The sequence below is a fragment of the Pseudoalteromonas aquimarina genome (assembly GCF_049257255.1).
Lineage (GTDB): Bacteria > Pseudomonadota > Gammaproteobacteria > Enterobacterales > Alteromonadaceae > Pseudoalteromonas.
Genome location: NZ_JBMMUG010000009.1, coordinates 68,044 through 86,417, shown reverse-complemented (window position 1 = coordinate 86,417; position 18,374 = coordinate 68,044). Strand labels below are relative to the sequence as shown.

Here is an 18,374-nt window from a genome sequence, read left to right as displayed (position 1 = left end):
AATCAAAATAGTCATGTTAGCTACTTAATCGTAGCTAAACACATCACCGCCATGCATATCGATCATTTCAAGTGCTTTACCACCGCCACGCGCAACACACGTCAGTGGATCTTCAGCTACCACTACAGGAATACCGGTTTCTTCCATAAGCAGACGATCTAAATCTTTTAAAAGTGCGCCACCGCCTGTTAACACCATACCATGCGCAGAAATATCTGATGCAAGCTCTGGTGGTGATTGCTCAAGAGCAACCATAACAGCACTTACAATGCCTTGTAACGGTTCTTGTAACGCTTCTAAAATCTCAGTTGAATTTAGCGTGAATGAACGTGGTACACCTTCAGCAAGGTTACGACCACGAACTTCAATCTCTTTTACTTCATCACCGTTAAACGCAGAACCAATCTCGTGTTTAATGCGCTCGGCTGTTGCTTCACCAATTAGACTACCGAAATTGCGACGTACATAGTTGATGATAGCTTCATCAAATTTGTCACCACCAATGCGAACTGATGATGAGTAAACAATGCCGTTTAATGAAATGATGGCAACTTCCGTTGTACCACCACCGATATCAACAACCATTGAACCTGTGGCTTCAGATACTGGAAGACCTGCACCAATTGCCGCCGCCATAGGTTCTTCAATTAAGTATACTTCACGTGCACCTGCGCCCATTGCTGACTCACGAATTGCACGCTTTTCAACCTGTGTTGCACCACATGGCACACACACTAAAACACGCGGACTTGGGCGTAAAAAGTTATTGTTGTGTACTTGCTTAATGAAGTGTTGCAACATTTTCTCTGTTACGTAGAAATCAGCAATAACACCATCTTTCATAGGGCGAATGGCTTTGATGTTGCCAGGCGTACGACCAAGCATTTGTTTTGCTTCATGACCAACTGAAGCAACACTTTTCGGGCCGCCTGGCTTATCATGACGAATAGCCACAACTGAAGGTTCATTTAAAACAATACCCTGATCTTTCACATAGATAAGTGTATTGGCAGTTCCGAGATCGATTGATAAATCGTTAGAAAAAAGACCACGTAATTTTTTAAACATGGAACTGGGGTATCCTTGTAACGAAGAGGCTCAGTTTTATTGTTATCGAATAACTAAACGCTCAAATTTAAAATATTAAAAGTCTAGCGCTCACGCACTAGACGAAAACCAATGTAATTAGCACGAAAATCCGTAGCTAAAATTAAACGAGTAGAAGCACGCGCTAATGTTGGCGCAAAGTTCCATGCACCACCACGAATAGCAACATCCGAACGACCTGCTGTTTTTTGCGTCCACTCCCACACATTACCAACCGTATCGTAAACACCAAAACGGTTAGCACTAAATGAACCTACTGGTGCTGGGCTTTGATTTGACCAATCGCTACCACACCAACCGCAGTTTGCTAAGTTATTACCAATATCATTACCCCATGGGTAATCTGTTTTGGTACCTGCTCGCGCTGCGTATTCCCACTCAACTTCTGTTGGTAGGCGATATGAATTACCTGTTTTACCACTTAACCAATCAGCATATGCCTTTGCATCTGAATAAGTTAAGCACACAACAGGAAAATTATCTTTTTGCTCGTAACCTGGGTTTTTCCAATTTAATGACGCTTCCCATACAGGCTCGCCATTTAAATAATATGCACACCCTTGCCCACTTTCAGCCTCAGTTTGGTAATTGGTATCAGCAACAAATTCGTTGTATTCACCTACCGTCACCTCTTTTTCATTCATGGCATAAGAGTCACTCAGGATTTTTTTAACAACAGGCTGCTCATTGGCAAGTCCGTTACCTGTTAAATCACCCATTTCAAACTCACCGGCAGGGATAACAATCATACCGCTAGTGCTTGCCATAGTCGTTGCTGTAATTGCAGCACTTGTTGGTGTTGAAACACTGCGAGATTGCTTAACATTTTCTTTGCCAATGGATTCTTTACGTAAATTAGCACGTAATGTTTGCGAGCGTTTTAAGTCAATTTTACGGGTATAAGTTTGGTAACCTGTTTTACGGATTTCCACGTCATAACTACCCGCTGGCAGAGATACATCTAAACGTGTTGAACCATAACTTACACCATTAATAAAAACTTCGTCATCACGCACGTTTGAGCGTAATGTTAGCTGAAAAAGACGCTCCTTTTTTGGCGTTTTTACTTCCACAGTATCACGATTAGTTACCATGCTTGCCGATGATGGAGTGCTTTTATTATCTTTAAAACGAACCACAGGCTCGTCGTATGTAGCATTCATTACTGGCTGATAGACATTTGGAATCGCCGAACCATAATCAGAACAGAAGCTATTATCTAAATTAAGTAAGTTACACAAGCGGCTTGCATTTACTTCACCGCGCATAGTTACACTTAAATTAGTGTTGTAATTACCTTGCCCACTAAAAGAACTGTTTACAACGTGACTGCTGAGTACTTGAACCTGCGCACCTGACATATTGCGTTTAGGCTCAACCACTCTTTGCTCAGTAATATTGGCAAAAATTTGGTCCATAAAGCGTTTAGTTGCTTTCTGTAAGCCCTGAGACTGACCACGCTGCTCACAAGCAGCTAGAGTTTCAGTACGTTTACAGTTAACTGTATGATTTACTTCTACAGTGCCTTCACGGGTAAATTCATTTCGTAAACGCTCGACTCGTGCCGTATTTTTTTGTTGTTTTAAGCTTTCTAAAGTATTTACTAAAGTATGCTTAGAAACTCGAATAGCTTCGATATCTTTACGGTGAGAAGAAATGGCTACTAGTTGTAGATCGATATCATCTTTGTTTTGCTGTAAATCAGCAATTGCCCTTTGATAACGCGTTTGTGCCGCGCTGATATCGAGAGTTGGGTCTTCAATCAAACGACGATACAAATCATTCATAGCATCTAATGCTTGATTGCGTTCTTTTTCTAATGAAATTGAACGAGCACGGAGTAATTCCAACTGTTCTTGCAGCTGTTTTTCTTGTTTTAAGTGCTTATCTAAAACACTTGATAATTCTTTGAATTCAGACTGTTTTACATCTATCTCAGCTTGAATGCTTGATACTGTATTAGTGTCTTGTCCATGTGCTTGCCAAGTAAATAGGCTAAGCGAGATCACTAATGACAAAGGTGCTAATCGCATATATTTATTCCCAAAACGGCCGATTTTTGGATTTCTTGTTTTCGTTTTTATTGTAAGGGTTAATTGCCCTAATGCTTTATGCTATTTTTTTGTTATGCAAAACACAAGCTTTGTCTTGCCTTTATGGCAAATTTTCAACTAAATAATGAAACATGCTTAGGTGATTTGAGATTCTGAAGAGATTGCGGCAATGAAAAACCTATTTTTATATACTTTAATCATTGCAGCTCAGTAATTAAAGGCGAAATTAGGGACAAAAATTTAATGTTATTCATTAAATAACATTAAGCGAAAGTCACTTAGTTTTCTCGCCAATAAATAACACGATCATTTCCTCTAAAACGGCCAAATTGTAACACGCCGCTTGGATTATCATTGGCATCATTATAATTATTATCACCATTCCAGTCGAAACGCAGCCAGGTTTCAGGGGAACTATAATCGACAGTAAAGGTTCGCGGTAAATTGGGCGCCTTTAATTGAATACCGACATTGCCAGTTGCATATGTACCTTTGTTAAATGAACCATCGTGACCATTAACCGTGTCGTGATTATCTTCAATTACCAAGCGGCTCTCAAAATACGAACTGCAATTATCATCTCGATTAAGAATAAAGTTGTTACCATCCCAATACTCAACTTTCATTGGTATTTGTAAGTGTTCAAATTCACTGCCGTAATTATCACTTACAACATAACGACCAAAACGCATTTCAAATGGACCACTAATACGCTTACTATCGAAAATGGTAGTTGTGCCACCTGCCAAATTGGCATCTTGATCTAAGTCGTTTAGCGCTTTGCCATCGGGGTCAGTTAATCTAACTAAAGGAAGTAATTGTTCCATAGGAGAACTTGGCGAACCACCTGCAGCAAGCGATGCCACATCTCGATTAAGCACAACATCACCACTATTTACGATAAATTTTCCTTTATCCCAGTTAATTGCAGAAGCAGTTAAACTATAGCGAGCAGCTAACTCAGAAGCCGGTTTGTATTTAGCAGCGTCGGGATCATCATTTTCAATCAAATTATCAATGGTGGCTTTTGCATAGTTATTTGCCACTGTTGCACTGTATACATAGTTGGCAAGCACATTACCAAGCGTATCTTGAGCGTGAACTTCATAACTAAAACGCTCAAATGGTTGACCATAATAGGTAAACCTACCACAACCACTAGTAACTCGCGGATTAACCATTGTAAATTGCGCAGGAATAAAGCGGCCAACATTGGTTTTACTACCAGAGATAATGCCACCATCACTATGGTTCAAATAATCACTACTCGATAGATTAGCAAGCAGTTCAATAATCCCGACTTCATTAAATTTGGCATCAGTGAGCGTCGCTACACCCGATACAAAGCCGTTTGTTGGCACTGCATTTGGCGACAATACCCCTTCAATACCAGTTAGTGGCGCTTGTAAGTTATGTGAAAGCGAAACTGTTCCCGTGATCTCCGTACTATCAAAATTCGTTGTGACATCACCATTCGCATTATGCGCTTCAATGCTAAAACTAAAATCTTCGGATGCCATTTTAAATACTGTACTCTCAGCATCGATTGCATTTGGGTTACCAGCCACAACAATATTAAAACGCTGAGGACGCACTACGTAAGCATTTGAAGTGTCACTTAAGTTAGCGCCATTTGGCGCTGTTGCAGACACCGATAGACTTATTTCACCGGCATCAAGGTAATTTAACGCTACATTAGCTTTGTAGTTGTTAGCAGGATCAAAATTCACTGTTACAGGAGTATTTGTTGTAACCGGGGTGCTATTAACACTAAATGTCATCGCGGAAGTCGTGTTTGGCCTCAAAAAGTTATTAGTGAAGTTAACAACCTGAGAGCCACTAAAAAAATTTTCGCAAGCGCCAGTATCATCACTCTTTTTAACAGCCATTAATTCAGCCGCATAAGGGATACCTGATATTTGATCTTCTATAGTACTTAGTTTAAATCCAGTATCGGCAAATTCGGTATAGCAGTTGGCAAGCGTTACTTCACTGCCCCCAACAAAACACCTTAAATTAGAACTAGGGTTAGAAGTTGCATTGTTTAGAGAATAAAATACTGTGCTGGCTTGGGTATTATTTAAATTAACATTCAAACTACCGTTCACTGTAAACGGATTTGAAGGTAACCAACTTAGGCTGCCACCACCGCTTGTCGCTAACGCTACAGTTGCTGTATTTGGGTAATAGCTGCTACAGGTATCATCTGCACATGCTTCGATTGTCATAGTTTCAGCTTCACAAGTTAAGCCGGTGTTATCGTTTAACGTTAATCGATAATGGTCTACGCTAGGTAGGTTGTCGCAGGTTCTAACCGTATTCATATCTGTTTGAATTTCAGATTGTACAAGCGCTCGCGAATAAATTCTTACTTCATCTAAATGACCTTTGAAATAGCGATCACTACGAACACCGCCACATTGACTTGATGTATTGGTACCTACATCCACGCCAATATAGAATTTACAAGGCGAATCAGCTAAGCCGTCGGTATAGGTACGAGAGGCATCTGCAATACCATTTATATACATTCGCTGAGAACCTGACTTATATACAACAGCAACATGTGTCCATTGGTTAAGGGGTATTGCACGCGAACTAGTAAACGAGCGCTCTTGCCGAGCTGCATTTTGCCACCACCAAAATAAACGATTGTTTTGATCAAGGTGGAATTCAAAATGTTCATCTTTGGAAACCAAACTGCGCAAACCGCTTCGATTTTCTGTTGGGTAAACCCATGTACTTACCGTCAGCTCTTGATAGTTAAAGTCGCCACTATCATCCACAGAAGCATAATTGGTTCCGTCAAATTGTGCATAATTACAGGTACTTTGATTGCCAATGGTATTCGCAGGCCCTGGAGAGGTAATACCAAAAGTTGGATTTCCAGATGGCAATAAATGATGTGGGTCTGTTAAGTTTGCATCGAGAAAATCGTTATCTAGTTGCCACCAACCATTTGCGCCGCAATAATTATCGCGATCTGCACCATCCCAACCCAAGCCTTGATTTTGATTTTGATAAATTGTTTGAATTTGCGTATCACTAATGGCCTTATCAAAAAACAATAACTCGTCTACAAGACCTCTAAAACGCTGATTAACATCAAAGCCACCACCCAAACTATCTTGCTCTTGTCCTAGCATTAACCGCGCAATATTAAGTGAACCATTGCTGTGATCTGAAACACACCCTGCTTGCTGACCATTAACATAAAAGCAGGAAGTGTCGCCGTTACGTCGCCAAACAAAATGACGCCACTGATCATCGGCAAAGTTGTTTATATTGATGCGCGACGCGCGATCTTGCTTGATCCAAGGTTCAAATAATTGGCTACTAGGATGCCACCATATAAGCTCATTGGCATTGCTATTATTTTGCGCTCCAGATACTAGTACTTGACTACCAGTAAAGCTACTTTTAAGCCAAGCTGAAATCGTAAATTCACGCCCGCTAATTAGGTTTTCATCTAAGTCGATGCGAGCATTAGTTAAAGCATCATCAAAGTTAGCTGCATTACAAATTTTGCCTTCACTTGGTTGCAAATTATATGGTGTAGCATGTGTACCATTGATTGATTCAATCACTTGATTATTAACACCACTTAACCATGAAAATTCATCAAAGCGAAACTCAGCAATGGGTGATGTGTTTGGATCTACTGTGGCGGCACCACAAATGCCAGTAAAGTTGTTTAAAATACTTGGAGCAAGGTAACTTACATCGGCGCCACTACCAACACTAACAGACGCTCCTGATGTAAGAGCGCCTTTAAAATCAACATTAGGTGCTATATCAATATTGCTCTTAGAATAAACAAAGCCGCCAACATTAATGTTACTGGCTGTTGAAATACTCCCTTCCACATAAATAATTAAATCATCAGGAAGTGCAACATCAATATCATCAAAAATCGATAGAGAACCTTTTACAACAATTCGTGTTGGGCCAACTACGCGGAGGTTTGGGCGGTTTAATACCAGAGTACCTGAAAAGTAATAATCTCCCGATAACTTACCGTTCCTTGGAATACTATAACTAGGGTTTGATAAACTTGGTTCTTGAATTGTTTCTGTATTTGTTCCCGAAGCAACACACTTTGAACCACAAGCGTCTGGATTACTATCTACCAGATTGGTTGTAACAATTACACTATTTGTTTGGCCGTTAATTTCTGCATTATTTAAAATAATTGCACTACCGTTATTAAATGTTGCAATACCTGAAGGAAACACATCTTCACAGGCAGGTAAATTCGCCCAAGCAAGGCTGGGTAATAAAGCAATTAAGCAGAAATAACTAATTAAGAGTTTTTGCTTCAACATTTATACTTCTCTGTGTTGTCCATTGACCCGAATCGCAGCTAGCCGTACTCGTAATTCGATAAACCGTAACCAGTGATGAAGCAGTACCTGAGTTAGCATCATTAATGTCATCTACCGAGCGGCATGACAACTCAATAAACTGACAATTTTCCATATACTTAGTTGTATTAAAACTATTTGGCGGCAGCGAGTTATCGCATGGACCTTTAGAGTTATCTAAAGGAAATAGTTTTTGTAGCTTCCATTCAATTCCCGACTGAGCGGTTAAAAATGCTTTGGAGCCATAATATTCCACAGCATTTGACTGAGCACCACCTTCAATCACACGGGTCAGGGCTAAACCAAGTGCCAATAACACTATGGCCACAAATAATGACGTAATCAGTAAACTACCTTGTTGTTTAAACTTCAACTTCATACATCACCTATGGCACATTTGGAATGTGCACTTCATGATTAAAAACCAACGTTTCTGTACTATTAAAACCCATTTCAAGCTTAATATTAACAATAGCATTTCGGGTCAAGCTTGCGTTGTTGAAAGCAAAAACCAACGGGTTGGTTATATATTGTGCTAGTAACTGCCCTTTAACACCATCGAGTACATGCAACAACGAAGGCGTTGGCTGATTTACTTCAAAATCATAGCCTTGATAATAATATAAACTGCCCCCTTCAACACAAAAGCTCACTGGGCTGTTATTCAGCACAAATAAACGCTGAGTAGGTGATGCCAAAGCAAACCCATTATCAAATAACCATCGCTGTGTTTTATTTGCTTCCTCCACAATTGGATCTGAAGCTAAAAGTCTTACGCGATTATTACTTAAGTCATAAATATCATTTGGGTTTTGCGGGTAAACAGTAACGCGATCATTTTCAAATGCTTTATCTTCATTATCAAACGCTACAACAACCAAATCACCCGAGGCACTGGTATCAAGAGGCGGATTATTTACATAAATGCTACTGGCTTTAAAAGGTGTATATTCTAAACATTGAAAAGGTTGGCCTGCAGTATTTCCGCTAGTGATTCTTATTGAATTAGGTGTTGTTTGGCGCAATTCCTTACTCATGCGCACTAAAGCGAAGCGCGCTTGGGCTACCACTTCATCACGCTCTGTACCTGTGGCATAAATTTCTGCACCAAATTTTATAAATTGCATTGTGCTTAAACTAACAATGCCAATCAGCACAATGACGATTATCAGTTCAACAAGGGTAAAACCATTTTTTACTAAGCGTGACACTAGTAATTCCCCTTGTAGGCTGAAAATCCATAAACATCGCCTGTTGGTGCAACTACTTCAATAGTAATCAGTTTTAGCTTATTAAAATCACCCGAAGTGTCGGCAACACCATTTGCATCATCATCATAAACAACACTAACGGTCAGGCTAAATCCGGGGTAATCCGTTTGAATACTTTGGCCCAGACTGTTTTTTAAATCAGCAGTTGCGTAATTACCAATAAAGTCGTCGACATCATTAAATCCGTCACGGGTTTCACCGTCATTACCTAAACTTGCCGGTGCTGTACAACTACTAAAACCTACTTCACCACAACGAATAAAAGGCGGGCTTCGCCTTGAATTTTCATCAAAGGAGCGCCCTAAAATTTCATTCATCATGGCTTGCCCTAATTCATTAGCTTTAACTTGAATCACTGGGTCGGCACTTTGTCTGGCTTGAGGTACTAAAAGGCCTGTCACAATCGTAAGCACAATGGCCATCAAAACAATGCCAAAAATTACCTCAACTAAGGTAAAACCTTTTAACTTATTGGCAGGCATAAATACCGCCTTGCACTGATATGCATATATCTGCATCACCAAAATCGATTTTGCAATTTGAGACGCAATTTAAGTTTGGTCTACCAAAATCATCAAATTCTATTTCATTAAAAGACACATTGTTTGAGTCAGTTGTTTTGATTCTAGTGGCAGTGCTATTAGTAGGAATATTAACAACCAAGTAATCAAAATTTAGAGCGAGATTGGCGCAGTTGTTTGTTAAAGCAGGGGCTATTTGACTAGTGTTAATACACACTTTATGGGCCATGGTGTTACTTGTATTTTGCATGGCTCTTAATTGCATGGTGCGCAAAATGGTGAGGCTTCTATCGCGGAACTCAAAGCTATCAAAGCTCTCATTTGTAAAAAATTTAGGCACCACGGTTACAGCCAAGGTGCCTAAAATTACCAAGGTTATAATTAGCTCTACAAGACTAAAACCTTGTTGTTTCATTTAAAACTTATTAGCAATCGTTCGCAAATACTGTTGTTTGTGAAGCTGTATAGACAACATTTGGCGCTGTGCCAGTTGCATTCGCCTCAGTGTATTTTACGCCACAAATAGCCGTATCATTTGAACCTGTCGGTACAGTTGTACCATTTGCATAAATATACATAACACCTGCCGAAGGAATGACATAAGTAAAGTCACCTAAAGGATCAGCTGTTGCTAAAGTAGCATTGATATCAATAGCTCGTAAAAGGCCATCAGCTGCGGCTGTTGGATAACCATAATGTAAACCTATTGTTTGGCCGTCATCCCCTGTAATTGTTGGTGTTGGACTTGCTGTTTTAACCGATTTTTGTAAACCTGCAATCACTGCTTTACCGTAAACAATTGAAGAGCCACTATCAATAGCACCTGCAACACCTTGAATGGTTGATGCATTCGCATCACCTTGTAAATCTAAAAATTTCGGTGCAGCGGTTACCGCTAAAATGCCCAAAATTACAATTACAATTATTAATTCTACTAATGTAAAACCTGTTTGCTTTTTCATTTGAATTACCTCTTAAGAGCCTAAATTAGTTACCAAATACCAGTACTTGACCAGTTGCTGGCGTGTATTCAATACCACGGAAATTTGTATCTAATGTGTTACCTGGAAGCGATGTTAAATCAAGCGTGCTTACTAGATAGTATAAACATGTATCACTTGCGCCATCAGCAGCACCATTTTCAACATACCTAACTAAATAAGTATTTTGCTCAACTGTCGCGGCAGCAGCAGAAGTTGTGTTTGATGGTGCACTTTGTAGCACAGAATTTAAAACTGCTTGGCATTTTGCATTAGTAAGTGCGGTTGTTTCTGTCGAACCCGCAACCTCATTACCTGATGCGTCAACACCTGATGTTGGATAGCCTAGGTCAGGATCAATACCAACGCGTGTTGTATCATAATCAATAAAATTTGTTGCCGTGTTATTATCTGGACGACCTAACACTTCCCATTGCGCACGCACTAAGCCAACTGCTGATGCTAAGCCACCAGCCACACCTTCAACAGTTGAACGTTCAGCTTCTTCCTGAATATCAATAAAGCGAGGTAATGCTGTTACCGCTAATAATCCTAAGATTATTACTACAATAATCAGCTCGATTAATGTAAATCCTTTTTGTTTTATTAGATTTTTTTTCATATTTTGCCTCGACGACGATTTAGTACCTAAAATGACTATGTCATTATTTAACTATTGCTCACTATGCCATTTAAGAACAGGTACTTAAATAGTATTTTTGAATTTTTAACGTATTTACAGCCAATTACTTGGCCATGATCTAATATTTCTTCACTACTCACTTCAGAAAGTGTCATTGACTGTAAGTTTTCAAACAAACCATCACATTGTGAATTGGGCGTTGATAATATTTTTGTCACAAATCCATTTTCATTAACAAGCGCTTTTAATTCACCTACGCTTGCAAGATCTGATTGCCCAACCAATTTAATAAACACCTCTGGATGTTTATCTCGCATCCATTGGTGGCGAATATGCGACACACTGGTAAAAAAATCTTCTTTGGATTTCTGTTCAGCGACTTTTTCTACATCACTATATATCGCTAGCATTTTTCCTGCCAACACCCAATAAAGTAGACTAAAAATAACAATAACGACCAAAAATCGATAAACACCTGAGCTATTATTGTTTGCTTCGCCCATCTTTAGCGCCCTTTAATCGCTGACATCATGTCCCACATTGGTGTAAAAATACCAAGTGCAAGTACCAGTACCATACCGGCAACTACACTTATTAAAATTGGTTCAATTTTGGCAGTTAAACTTTTTAAGTCGAAATCTACTTCGCGCTCATAAAACTCTGCGGCTTCTTGCAGTAACTCTTCCACTCGACCTGTTTCTTCACCTACAGCAACCATTTGTAAAACCAATTGGGTGAATAGCTCACTATTTTTTGATGCGCGTAGCAAACTTTCACCTTTTTCAATACTACGGCGCATATCAATTACTTTCTCTTCCATAAAGGCGTTATCAATCGCCTCTGCGACAAGTGAAAGCCCTGTAGTCATAGGAACACCAGCGCGCAAAATCATGGCAAATGATCGGCTGTAGCGCGCAAGTAAAGAGCGCTCAATAATACCCCCTACAACCGGGATCTTAAGTTTTATTCTGTCCCACTTTCGTCTGCCAATCGGTGTTTTAAGATAACTTTTAACGCCAAATATCGCTGCAATAATAGTGAAAATAATTACATGCCAATAGGTTACAAAGAAGTTTGATGTGCCAATCAAAATCCGCGTCATCAGTGGCAATTCAGCATTAAACTTGGCAAACATTTCAGCAAATGTCGGAATTACAAAAATGTTCAAAATAAACATAGCGACCGCTAACGCGATCACAACAAAGGTAGGATAACGCATCGCAGCTTTAATGCGCTTTCGAGTCTCATGTTCTTGTTCAAAATAAGTCGCTAATTGCAAAAATGCGTCTTCTAATTTACCAGTACTTTCGCCTACCACCACAATGGAGATCATTAAGCGATTAAACACTTTCTTATGACTTGCGAAAGCCGCAGAAAGGTTACGGCCTTGTTCAAGTTGTTTAGCTACATCAAGCAAGGTTTCACGAAAAACTGGGTGCGTTGTTGTTTCGGCTAATCCAACAATGGCGCGGATAATTGGGATACCCGCTTTCATTAAAGAGTACATTTGGCGAGAGAATATAATCAACTCATCCAATGTCACTTTAGGTTGAAAGAATTGAATTACCGCCGATTTACTACCTTCTTTGTCATTATTGCTTTGTTTAATAGAGAGCGGTATTAAGCCGCGACGCAGCAAAGTATCTGCTGCTGCACTTTCATCTTGCGCTTCAAGCTCACCGGCAACTGAGTTGCCGTGTTTATCTTTCGCTTGGTAGGCAAAAAATGACATAGCGTTAACCTACTAACTCAGGCAAACTTTCAGCAACACGGAACACCTCTTCAAGTGAGGTAATACCTTGAGTTGCGTAATCAAGTGCCATTACCGCAAGAGGTTCAAATTCAGGATTTGCTTTCGCAGCCTCAGAGAACGCTTGCGTATCAGCTAAACGTAGCGCATCCATCATTGCTTCATTCATTTCAAGTAATTCAAATACACCTATTCGACCGCGGTAACCTGTGTGATTACAACTATTACACCCTCTACCGAGCACAAATTTAGCGCCATTAAAGTTTGTACTAATATGATTCACCCAAGCATTCTCTTGCGCATCTGGCGTATAGTCTTCAGCACATTTGTCACACACCCTTCTGACAAGGCGCTGTGCCAAAATTGCACGTAATGAGCTGGCGACCAAATAACTCGGTGCCCCCATATCAATTAAGCGCATTGCACTGGTAATTGCATCATTTGTATGGAGTGTAGAAAGCACTAAGTGACCAGTTAACGCACCTCGCAGGCCAATTTCAACCGTCTCTTGGTCACGCATCTCACCCACCATCAAGATATCAGGATCTTGACGAAGTGTAGTACGTAACACTGACGCAAAATCTAACCCAATTTTGCTATTAACTTGTACTTGGTTAATTCGCGGCAGTCGATATTCCACCGGGTCTTCAACAGTAATAATTTTTTTGCTGGATTGGTTTAGTTCACTTAACGCACCATAAAGGGTGGTGGTTTTACCAGAACCCGTTGGCCCGGTAACTAAGATCATGCCGTGGGGGCGCTTCAGCGCAGTACGCATTTTGCTAAGTACTTTTGCTGGCATGCCCGTTTCATCAAGCGTTAATAAACCCGCTGATTGATCTAACAAACGCATTACCACAGATTCACCATGCTGCACTGGCATGGTTGAAACACGCACATCAATGTTGTGGCCTTTAATCGTGATATTAAAACGGCCATCTTGTGGCAAACGTTTTTCAGAAATATCGAGGCCAGACATCAACTTAAGACGCAATACTAAAGCTGCTGAAATCGCCACTTGATCGAGTGTATTTTCATGCAAAATACCATCAATACGCTGGCGTATTCGTAAAATACCTTCATCAGGTTCGATATGAATATCCGATGCGCGCATTTGTACAGCATCTTCAAAAATTGACTGCAGTAATTTTACAACAGTTGCATCCGATGTATTTTCATCAAGGGCATTAAGGTCAAACTCTTCGGTTTCTTGATACTCTTCTTGTAGCTGTGATGCAAAGCTCTCGATGTCTTGTGTACGGCGATATAACGAATCGAATGCATTGAGTATTTGCTGCTCTTGCGCTACAACAATTTCAATCTGTTTAGGGGCAACAATTGGCGCTAACTGATCAAGACTCGAAAGATCAGCAGGATCACTCATCGCAATTTGAATTGATTCACCTAAATCAGCTAATGCGAGTGCGCGAAAGCGACGAGCGTAAACTTCAGGAATTAACTTAACTACATTCGGGTCGATAGTTTCATTATCTAAGTTAACAAAGGCAACATTGAGCTGTTGTGCTAAAAATCGCAGTAATTGGGTTTCTTCAATAACCCCTTGCTCAATTAAAGTTGCACCTAACTTACGGCCGGTGACCTTTTGCGCCTGCAATGCATCGTTAAGTTGTTGTTCTGAGATGATATGTTCATGAACTAACAAATCACCTAATCGCATTTTTAATCTAGGACGCATTTAACCGACCTCTTATAAACTGTAAACGCTCAACTGCATAGCGTTGAGATGCGGGAGATAAATTGCCGATTTGCGTCGCAGTAGTGTAATACTGCATTGCATTTTGCCATTGTTCTAAATGTTCTGCTGAGCGACCCATCGCCAACCACCATTTACCTTGCTCGGGCTCTGCAGAAGTTAACTTTTTAAAACTACGCAGTGCCACAGCATGCTGAGACAATTGTTGCGCTGCCAACCCTTTGAGAATCCAAAAGTCATTATCAGCTTGGCTTTCAAATTGCTGTGATAACACACTTAGTACTTCTTGATACTGTTTATTGTCCGCATAGATTTTTGCCAATAATGTACGCCATTCCATGCTGCTTGGTCGTAAGCTTAAACCTTGCTCTAATATTTCACTGGCTGAAACTGTGTCTTTTCGCCCGTAATAGGCTGCAGCAAGCAAACTACGGCACTCGAGGTGTTCTGCGTTAATGGCTACACACTGCTTTAGCTCGACAATAGCTTCACTGACCAAACCAAAAGTGAATGCTTTCTTTCCAGCTTGAAAATGTTCGTTTGCTTTTTGTTCAGCTGTAACTTGCGCAATTTGTTTCATTGATGACTTTGCAGGCTCAGTTGTTACAGTAACTTCAGCTTGCTTTACAGCTGGATTATTTGACTGAGCAGACTTTTCAATTTTTTTGCTAACAGGCTCTTCACTTAATTTTTCTTTGGTGGCCTGTGAATTTACAGGTTTTTCAGGCGCCTTAGCAGTTGTATACACAACATCATTTGTAATGTTATTTTCAGTGCGTTGTAATTCTTTGTGAGCTTCAGTTGGTAAGCTTTTGGTTAACTCTTTACTGTTAGTGACGCTTTCACTAGCCGGAGCAAGATTTGTTTGCCCTTGTTCTTGAGCTACAAAGTAATCTTGAATAATTCCTTTTTTATAAATGACATAACTAATTAAACAAAACGCTGTTAATGCAAGCAGTGGTAATGCCAGTTTATGCAGCTTTTCACCAATATCTAAAATGGGTGTAACCGTTACTGTTGGCTCTCGCTCTGTTGTGGTGTCTACATTTGACTGGCGTTGCTCTAACCCTTTGAGCGTTTTATTTAATACACTCATAGTTGTTCCTTAACAATTAACCACGCTGCACCACCAATTATTAAAAGCAATGCTAAATAAGCAGGCCAAATACTAGAACGAGATAACTGACAATCTTCAGTGTCTTTTGCAGCATTATAAACATAGGCTTTTTTTGCTCTTAAGGTGCCTTCACCGTAACCCTGGATCAGCACTTTATGGCTCAGTAAATTAACCAAACGCGGAATACCGCGGCTGGCTTTTGCAATTAGCAGGCATATTTTATTAGAAAATATCATTGATGCATGAGCTGCACCGGCAACTTCCAAACGATGACGAATGTAATAAGCAACTTCCGCATTTGTCATTGGTCGCAAAGTATATGAAAAGCTTATGCGTTGCCTTAACTGACGCACCTTTTGATTTGCCAAGCGCGCGTCAAGCTCTGGCTGACCAAACAACACTACTTGCACCAATTTGCGTGTTTCAGTTTCAAGATTAGTAAATAGTCTCACCGCTTCTAAGGCATCCCAGCTTAGACACTGGGCTTCATCAATTATCAATACAACGCGTTTACCCAAATGATTCAGTTCGAGTAATTTATCTTGAATCTTTTGGCTAAGTGATTGTTGGTCGAGGTCATTCGCGACATCAATTTGTAACTCATTAGCAATAGCGTAACGTAATTCATCTGGGCTTAAATACGAATTCGCAATGTAAGCAACAATCGTTGAATCATCAAAGCTGTTAAGCAACTTACGGCACAGTAAGGTTTTACCAGTACCCACTTCGCCGGTCACTTTGATAAATCCTTCACCCATATTTAGTGCAGTAATTAACACTTCCATGGCCTCATTATGCGGTGCAAGCGCACAATAAAACTGCGTATTCGGTGTTAACGAAAACGGTAACTCAGTTAAGCCAAAGTGCGACAAGTACATTATTTACCGTACCATGAGTTCAATAACTTTAGGCTGCGCTGTTGTTGTTGTTGCCAAGTATCGGCCATTACAACTGTTGGACGAATTAATATAACTAACTCTTTCTTGCTTTGAACTCGGCGAACACTTTTAAATAAATTACCAAGTACCGGCACATCACCTAATAACGGTGTTTTTGATTCTTGATCTGTGGTTAAGGTTTGCATTAAACCACCAATAATCACAATTTCACCGCTGCCCGCACGGATCACCGTATCCGATTCGCGAATATTACTTTGCGCCAGTGGCAATACATAATCTTGGTTGTTTAGCGTTACAACTTTGTTTTGTTCTTCGGTTTCTGTCACCGATGGGTGAACATGTAATATTACCGAGCCAAATTCATCAATTTGCGGTGTAACATCTAATGCAATACCAGAGAAGAAAGGAGTTAACTCAATCTCTGGCGAAGTCGTTGTAGCATTGCCGGTAACAGTTGTGCTTGACACTTCTGTCACAAAATACTCATCTTCACCCACTTTAATCACCGCTTTTTGATTATTTGTAGCGGTAACTCGAGGGTTAGATAACATTTGCACATCACCTTGCGTTTCAAGCAAACTGATTACACCGCTAAAGTCAGCATTTTTGAAAACCAAATTGGTAATGCCACCTAACTGAGACGACAACGTATTGCCAATTTGACCTGCGGCAGTTGTTGAAAAGGTTAAATCTGTACTACCAATATGGCCAAGTACTTCACTCCAGTTAACACCTTGTTGGTATTCGTCATTTAGAGTTACTTCAATGATTTTAGCTTCAAGGATAACTTGTCGTTGCAGGCTATCTTCGCTTGCTTTTAAAAACTCTTTTAGCGACGCAATTTCGCTAGGTAACGCATTTACTGTAACAAGGCTCGCTTGTGGGCTAACAATAATAAAACGACCATTTCCCACGCCGATCAGTGACTCAAGGGCAACTTTTAAGTCTTTCCAAAAATCAGTTTCACTACTGGTTTGAATGCTGGCGCCATTAATTTGCATATTTGAGCTGCCACCAAACGAATTGTTGCCACCCATATTTTGGTTATTGCCAAAGTTATTACCACCTGAATTACCACTGTTTCCAGAGCCACCACCTTGGTCAAATTGGCTAACACCACCAGCCACCACACTCACTGTTGAAAGACCACTGCGTTTCATCATCAAGTAATTTACAGGAATAGATTCAGTGCGCATTTTGGCTGGAAGCACTTGCACTACTTTGCCTTCACGGAAAACATCAATACCATACAAGCGCGATACAATTTTGGTCACCTCATCCATGGTGACATCTTTCAGCGTCAATGAAATTTCACCAGAGACTTCTGGGTGAAGTGCAACGCTGTAAGGCGTGTCAGCGACTAAACCAACAAAAAATTCATTTACCGACACTTTGTTTGCATTTACATCAAAACGCGTCATTTCGAATTCTTTTGGCAGTGAGAGATTAGTGCCTACTGATGACAATAATTCCTCTTCAAACCCTTCAGGTACAGCAGCTTGTTCTACAGGCTGGTTTGCTGATGGCGTATTAGCCTCAGCATTTAATTCTTGTTGAATGTGCGGTTTTAACGCCGGCTCTGAAGTTAACTCACAGCCAGAAAGCACCAATGCTGAAACTGCCAGCCAACTTTTTAATAGATTATTGTTTAATTTCATGCTGATAAAGTCTCAAAATTTTTGTCACTTGCCCTTGTTCAAGCGTTATCGAATTTGGCGTTATTTTTTTCACTCTATAACCTTGAACTAAATCACCTAGTTTAACCATTTCACCTGAAACAACAGCGAGATAACCAGACTCTTTAATAAAAACAGACTGTAATGTCAGTTGTTGCTTTGCTGTTTCACTATTTGATTGTGCGACTTTACTTTCAATCACATTTTTTGGTCGTGTAGGGTCTTGCAAGTTTTGCGCTGATGTTGCACAGCTCAAAATAAGCCCTATTAAAACAATG

General features: G+C 40.1%; 16 protein-coding genes. All 16 read right to left on the bottom strand.

From position 1 onward, the window contains the following. Window positions 1–24 precede the first annotated feature (24 nt). Window positions 25–1,068 carry a rod shape-determining protein gene (locus tag AAEU29_RS19325; RefSeq protein WP_038639386.1) on the bottom strand — a complete coding sequence of 348 codons (1,044 nt, stop codon included), beginning with the start codon at window positions 1,066–1,068 and terminating at the stop codon, window positions 25–27. An 83-nt stretch (window positions 1,069–1,151) separates the two neighbouring features. Next, window positions 1,152–3,140, bottom strand: a complete 1,989-nt coding sequence (locus AAEU29_RS19320) for an SUMF1/EgtB/PvdO family nonheme iron enzyme (RefSeq protein ID WP_421974842.1) — start codon at window positions 3,138–3,140, stop codon at window positions 1,152–1,154. A gap of 299 nt (window positions 3,141–3,439) precedes the next feature. Continuing rightward, window positions 3,440–7,486 (bottom strand): LamG-like jellyroll fold domain-containing protein, encoded by a 4,047-nt coding sequence (locus tag AAEU29_RS19315; RefSeq protein ID WP_421974841.1) that lies wholly within the window; start codon window positions 7,484–7,486, stop codon window positions 3,440–3,442. After that, complete coding sequence (locus AAEU29_RS19310) at window positions 7,461–7,904, bottom strand: agglutinin biogenesis protein MshP (protein WP_421974840.1); 444 nt, start codon at window positions 7,902–7,904, stop codon at window positions 7,461–7,463. The genes AAEU29_RS19315 and AAEU29_RS19310 overlap by 26 nt, the downstream gene beginning before the upstream one ends. A gap of 7 nt (window positions 7,905–7,911) precedes the next feature. After that, window positions 7,912–8,736, bottom strand: a complete 825-nt coding sequence (locus tag AAEU29_RS19305; protein ID WP_421974839.1) for a prepilin-type N-terminal cleavage/methylation domain-containing protein — start codon at window positions 8,734–8,736, stop codon at window positions 7,912–7,914. Further along, window positions 8,736–9,278 carry a prepilin-type N-terminal cleavage/methylation domain-containing protein gene (locus tag AAEU29_RS19300; RefSeq protein WP_421974838.1) on the bottom strand — a complete coding sequence of 181 codons (543 nt, stop codon included), beginning with the start codon at window positions 9,276–9,278 and terminating at the stop codon, window positions 8,736–8,738. Before AAEU29_RS19300 ends, AAEU29_RS19305 begins: the two co-directional genes overlap by 1 nt. Further along, on the bottom strand, window positions 9,265–9,732 hold the full coding sequence (locus AAEU29_RS19295; protein ID WP_421974837.1) for a type II secretion system protein: 468 nt from the start codon (window positions 9,730–9,732) through the stop codon (window positions 9,265–9,267). The genes AAEU29_RS19300 and AAEU29_RS19295 overlap by 14 nt, the downstream gene beginning before the upstream one ends. Before the next feature lie 10 nt (window positions 9,733–9,742). Further along, complete coding sequence (locus AAEU29_RS19290) at window positions 9,743–10,279, bottom strand: prepilin-type N-terminal cleavage/methylation domain-containing protein (RefSeq protein ID WP_421974836.1); 537 nt, start codon at window positions 10,277–10,279, stop codon at window positions 9,743–9,745. 25 nt (window positions 10,280–10,304) lie between these two features. After that, window positions 10,305–10,919 (bottom strand): prepilin-type N-terminal cleavage/methylation domain-containing protein, encoded by a 615-nt coding sequence (locus AAEU29_RS19285; RefSeq protein ID WP_421974835.1) that lies wholly within the window; start codon window positions 10,917–10,919, stop codon window positions 10,305–10,307. A 47-nt stretch (window positions 10,920–10,966) separates the two neighbouring features. After that, complete coding sequence (locus AAEU29_RS19280; protein ID WP_421974834.1) at window positions 10,967–11,443, bottom strand: hypothetical protein; 477 nt, start codon at window positions 11,441–11,443, stop codon at window positions 10,967–10,969. 2 nt (window positions 11,444–11,445) lie between these two features. Further along, on the bottom strand, window positions 11,446–12,672 hold the full coding sequence (locus AAEU29_RS19275; protein ID WP_421974833.1) for a type II secretion system F family protein: 1,227 nt from the start codon (window positions 12,670–12,672) through the stop codon (window positions 11,446–11,448). A gap of 4 nt (window positions 12,673–12,676) precedes the next feature. Continuing rightward, on the bottom strand, window positions 12,677–14,386 hold the full coding sequence (locus AAEU29_RS19270; protein ID WP_421974832.1) for a GspE/PulE family protein: 1,710 nt from the start codon (window positions 14,384–14,386) through the stop codon (window positions 12,677–12,679). Continuing rightward, window positions 14,376–15,500: a tetratricopeptide repeat protein gene (locus AAEU29_RS19265; RefSeq protein ID WP_421974831.1), complete on the bottom strand. Its 1,125-nt coding sequence runs from the start codon at window positions 15,498–15,500 to the stop codon at window positions 14,376–14,378. Before AAEU29_RS19265 ends, AAEU29_RS19270 begins: the two co-directional genes overlap by 11 nt. Next, window positions 15,497–16,399 carry an ExeA family protein gene (locus tag AAEU29_RS19260; protein ID WP_421974830.1) on the bottom strand — a complete coding sequence of 301 codons (903 nt, stop codon included), beginning with the start codon at window positions 16,397–16,399 and terminating at the stop codon, window positions 15,497–15,499. The genes AAEU29_RS19265 and AAEU29_RS19260 overlap by 4 nt, the downstream gene beginning before the upstream one ends. Beyond that, window positions 16,399–18,078: a pilus (MSHA type) biogenesis protein MshL gene (gene mshL / locus AAEU29_RS19255; protein ID WP_421974829.1), complete on the bottom strand. Its 1,680-nt coding sequence runs from the start codon at window positions 18,076–18,078 to the stop codon at window positions 16,399–16,401. Before mshL ends, AAEU29_RS19260 begins: the two co-directional genes overlap by 1 nt. Further along, entirely contained in the window at window positions 18,062–18,352 is a 291-nt protein-coding gene (locus AAEU29_RS19250; RefSeq protein ID WP_421974828.1) for an agglutinin biogenesis protein MshK, read from the bottom strand. Before AAEU29_RS19250 ends, mshL begins: the two co-directional genes overlap by 17 nt. Window positions 18,353–18,374 lie beyond the last annotated feature (22 nt).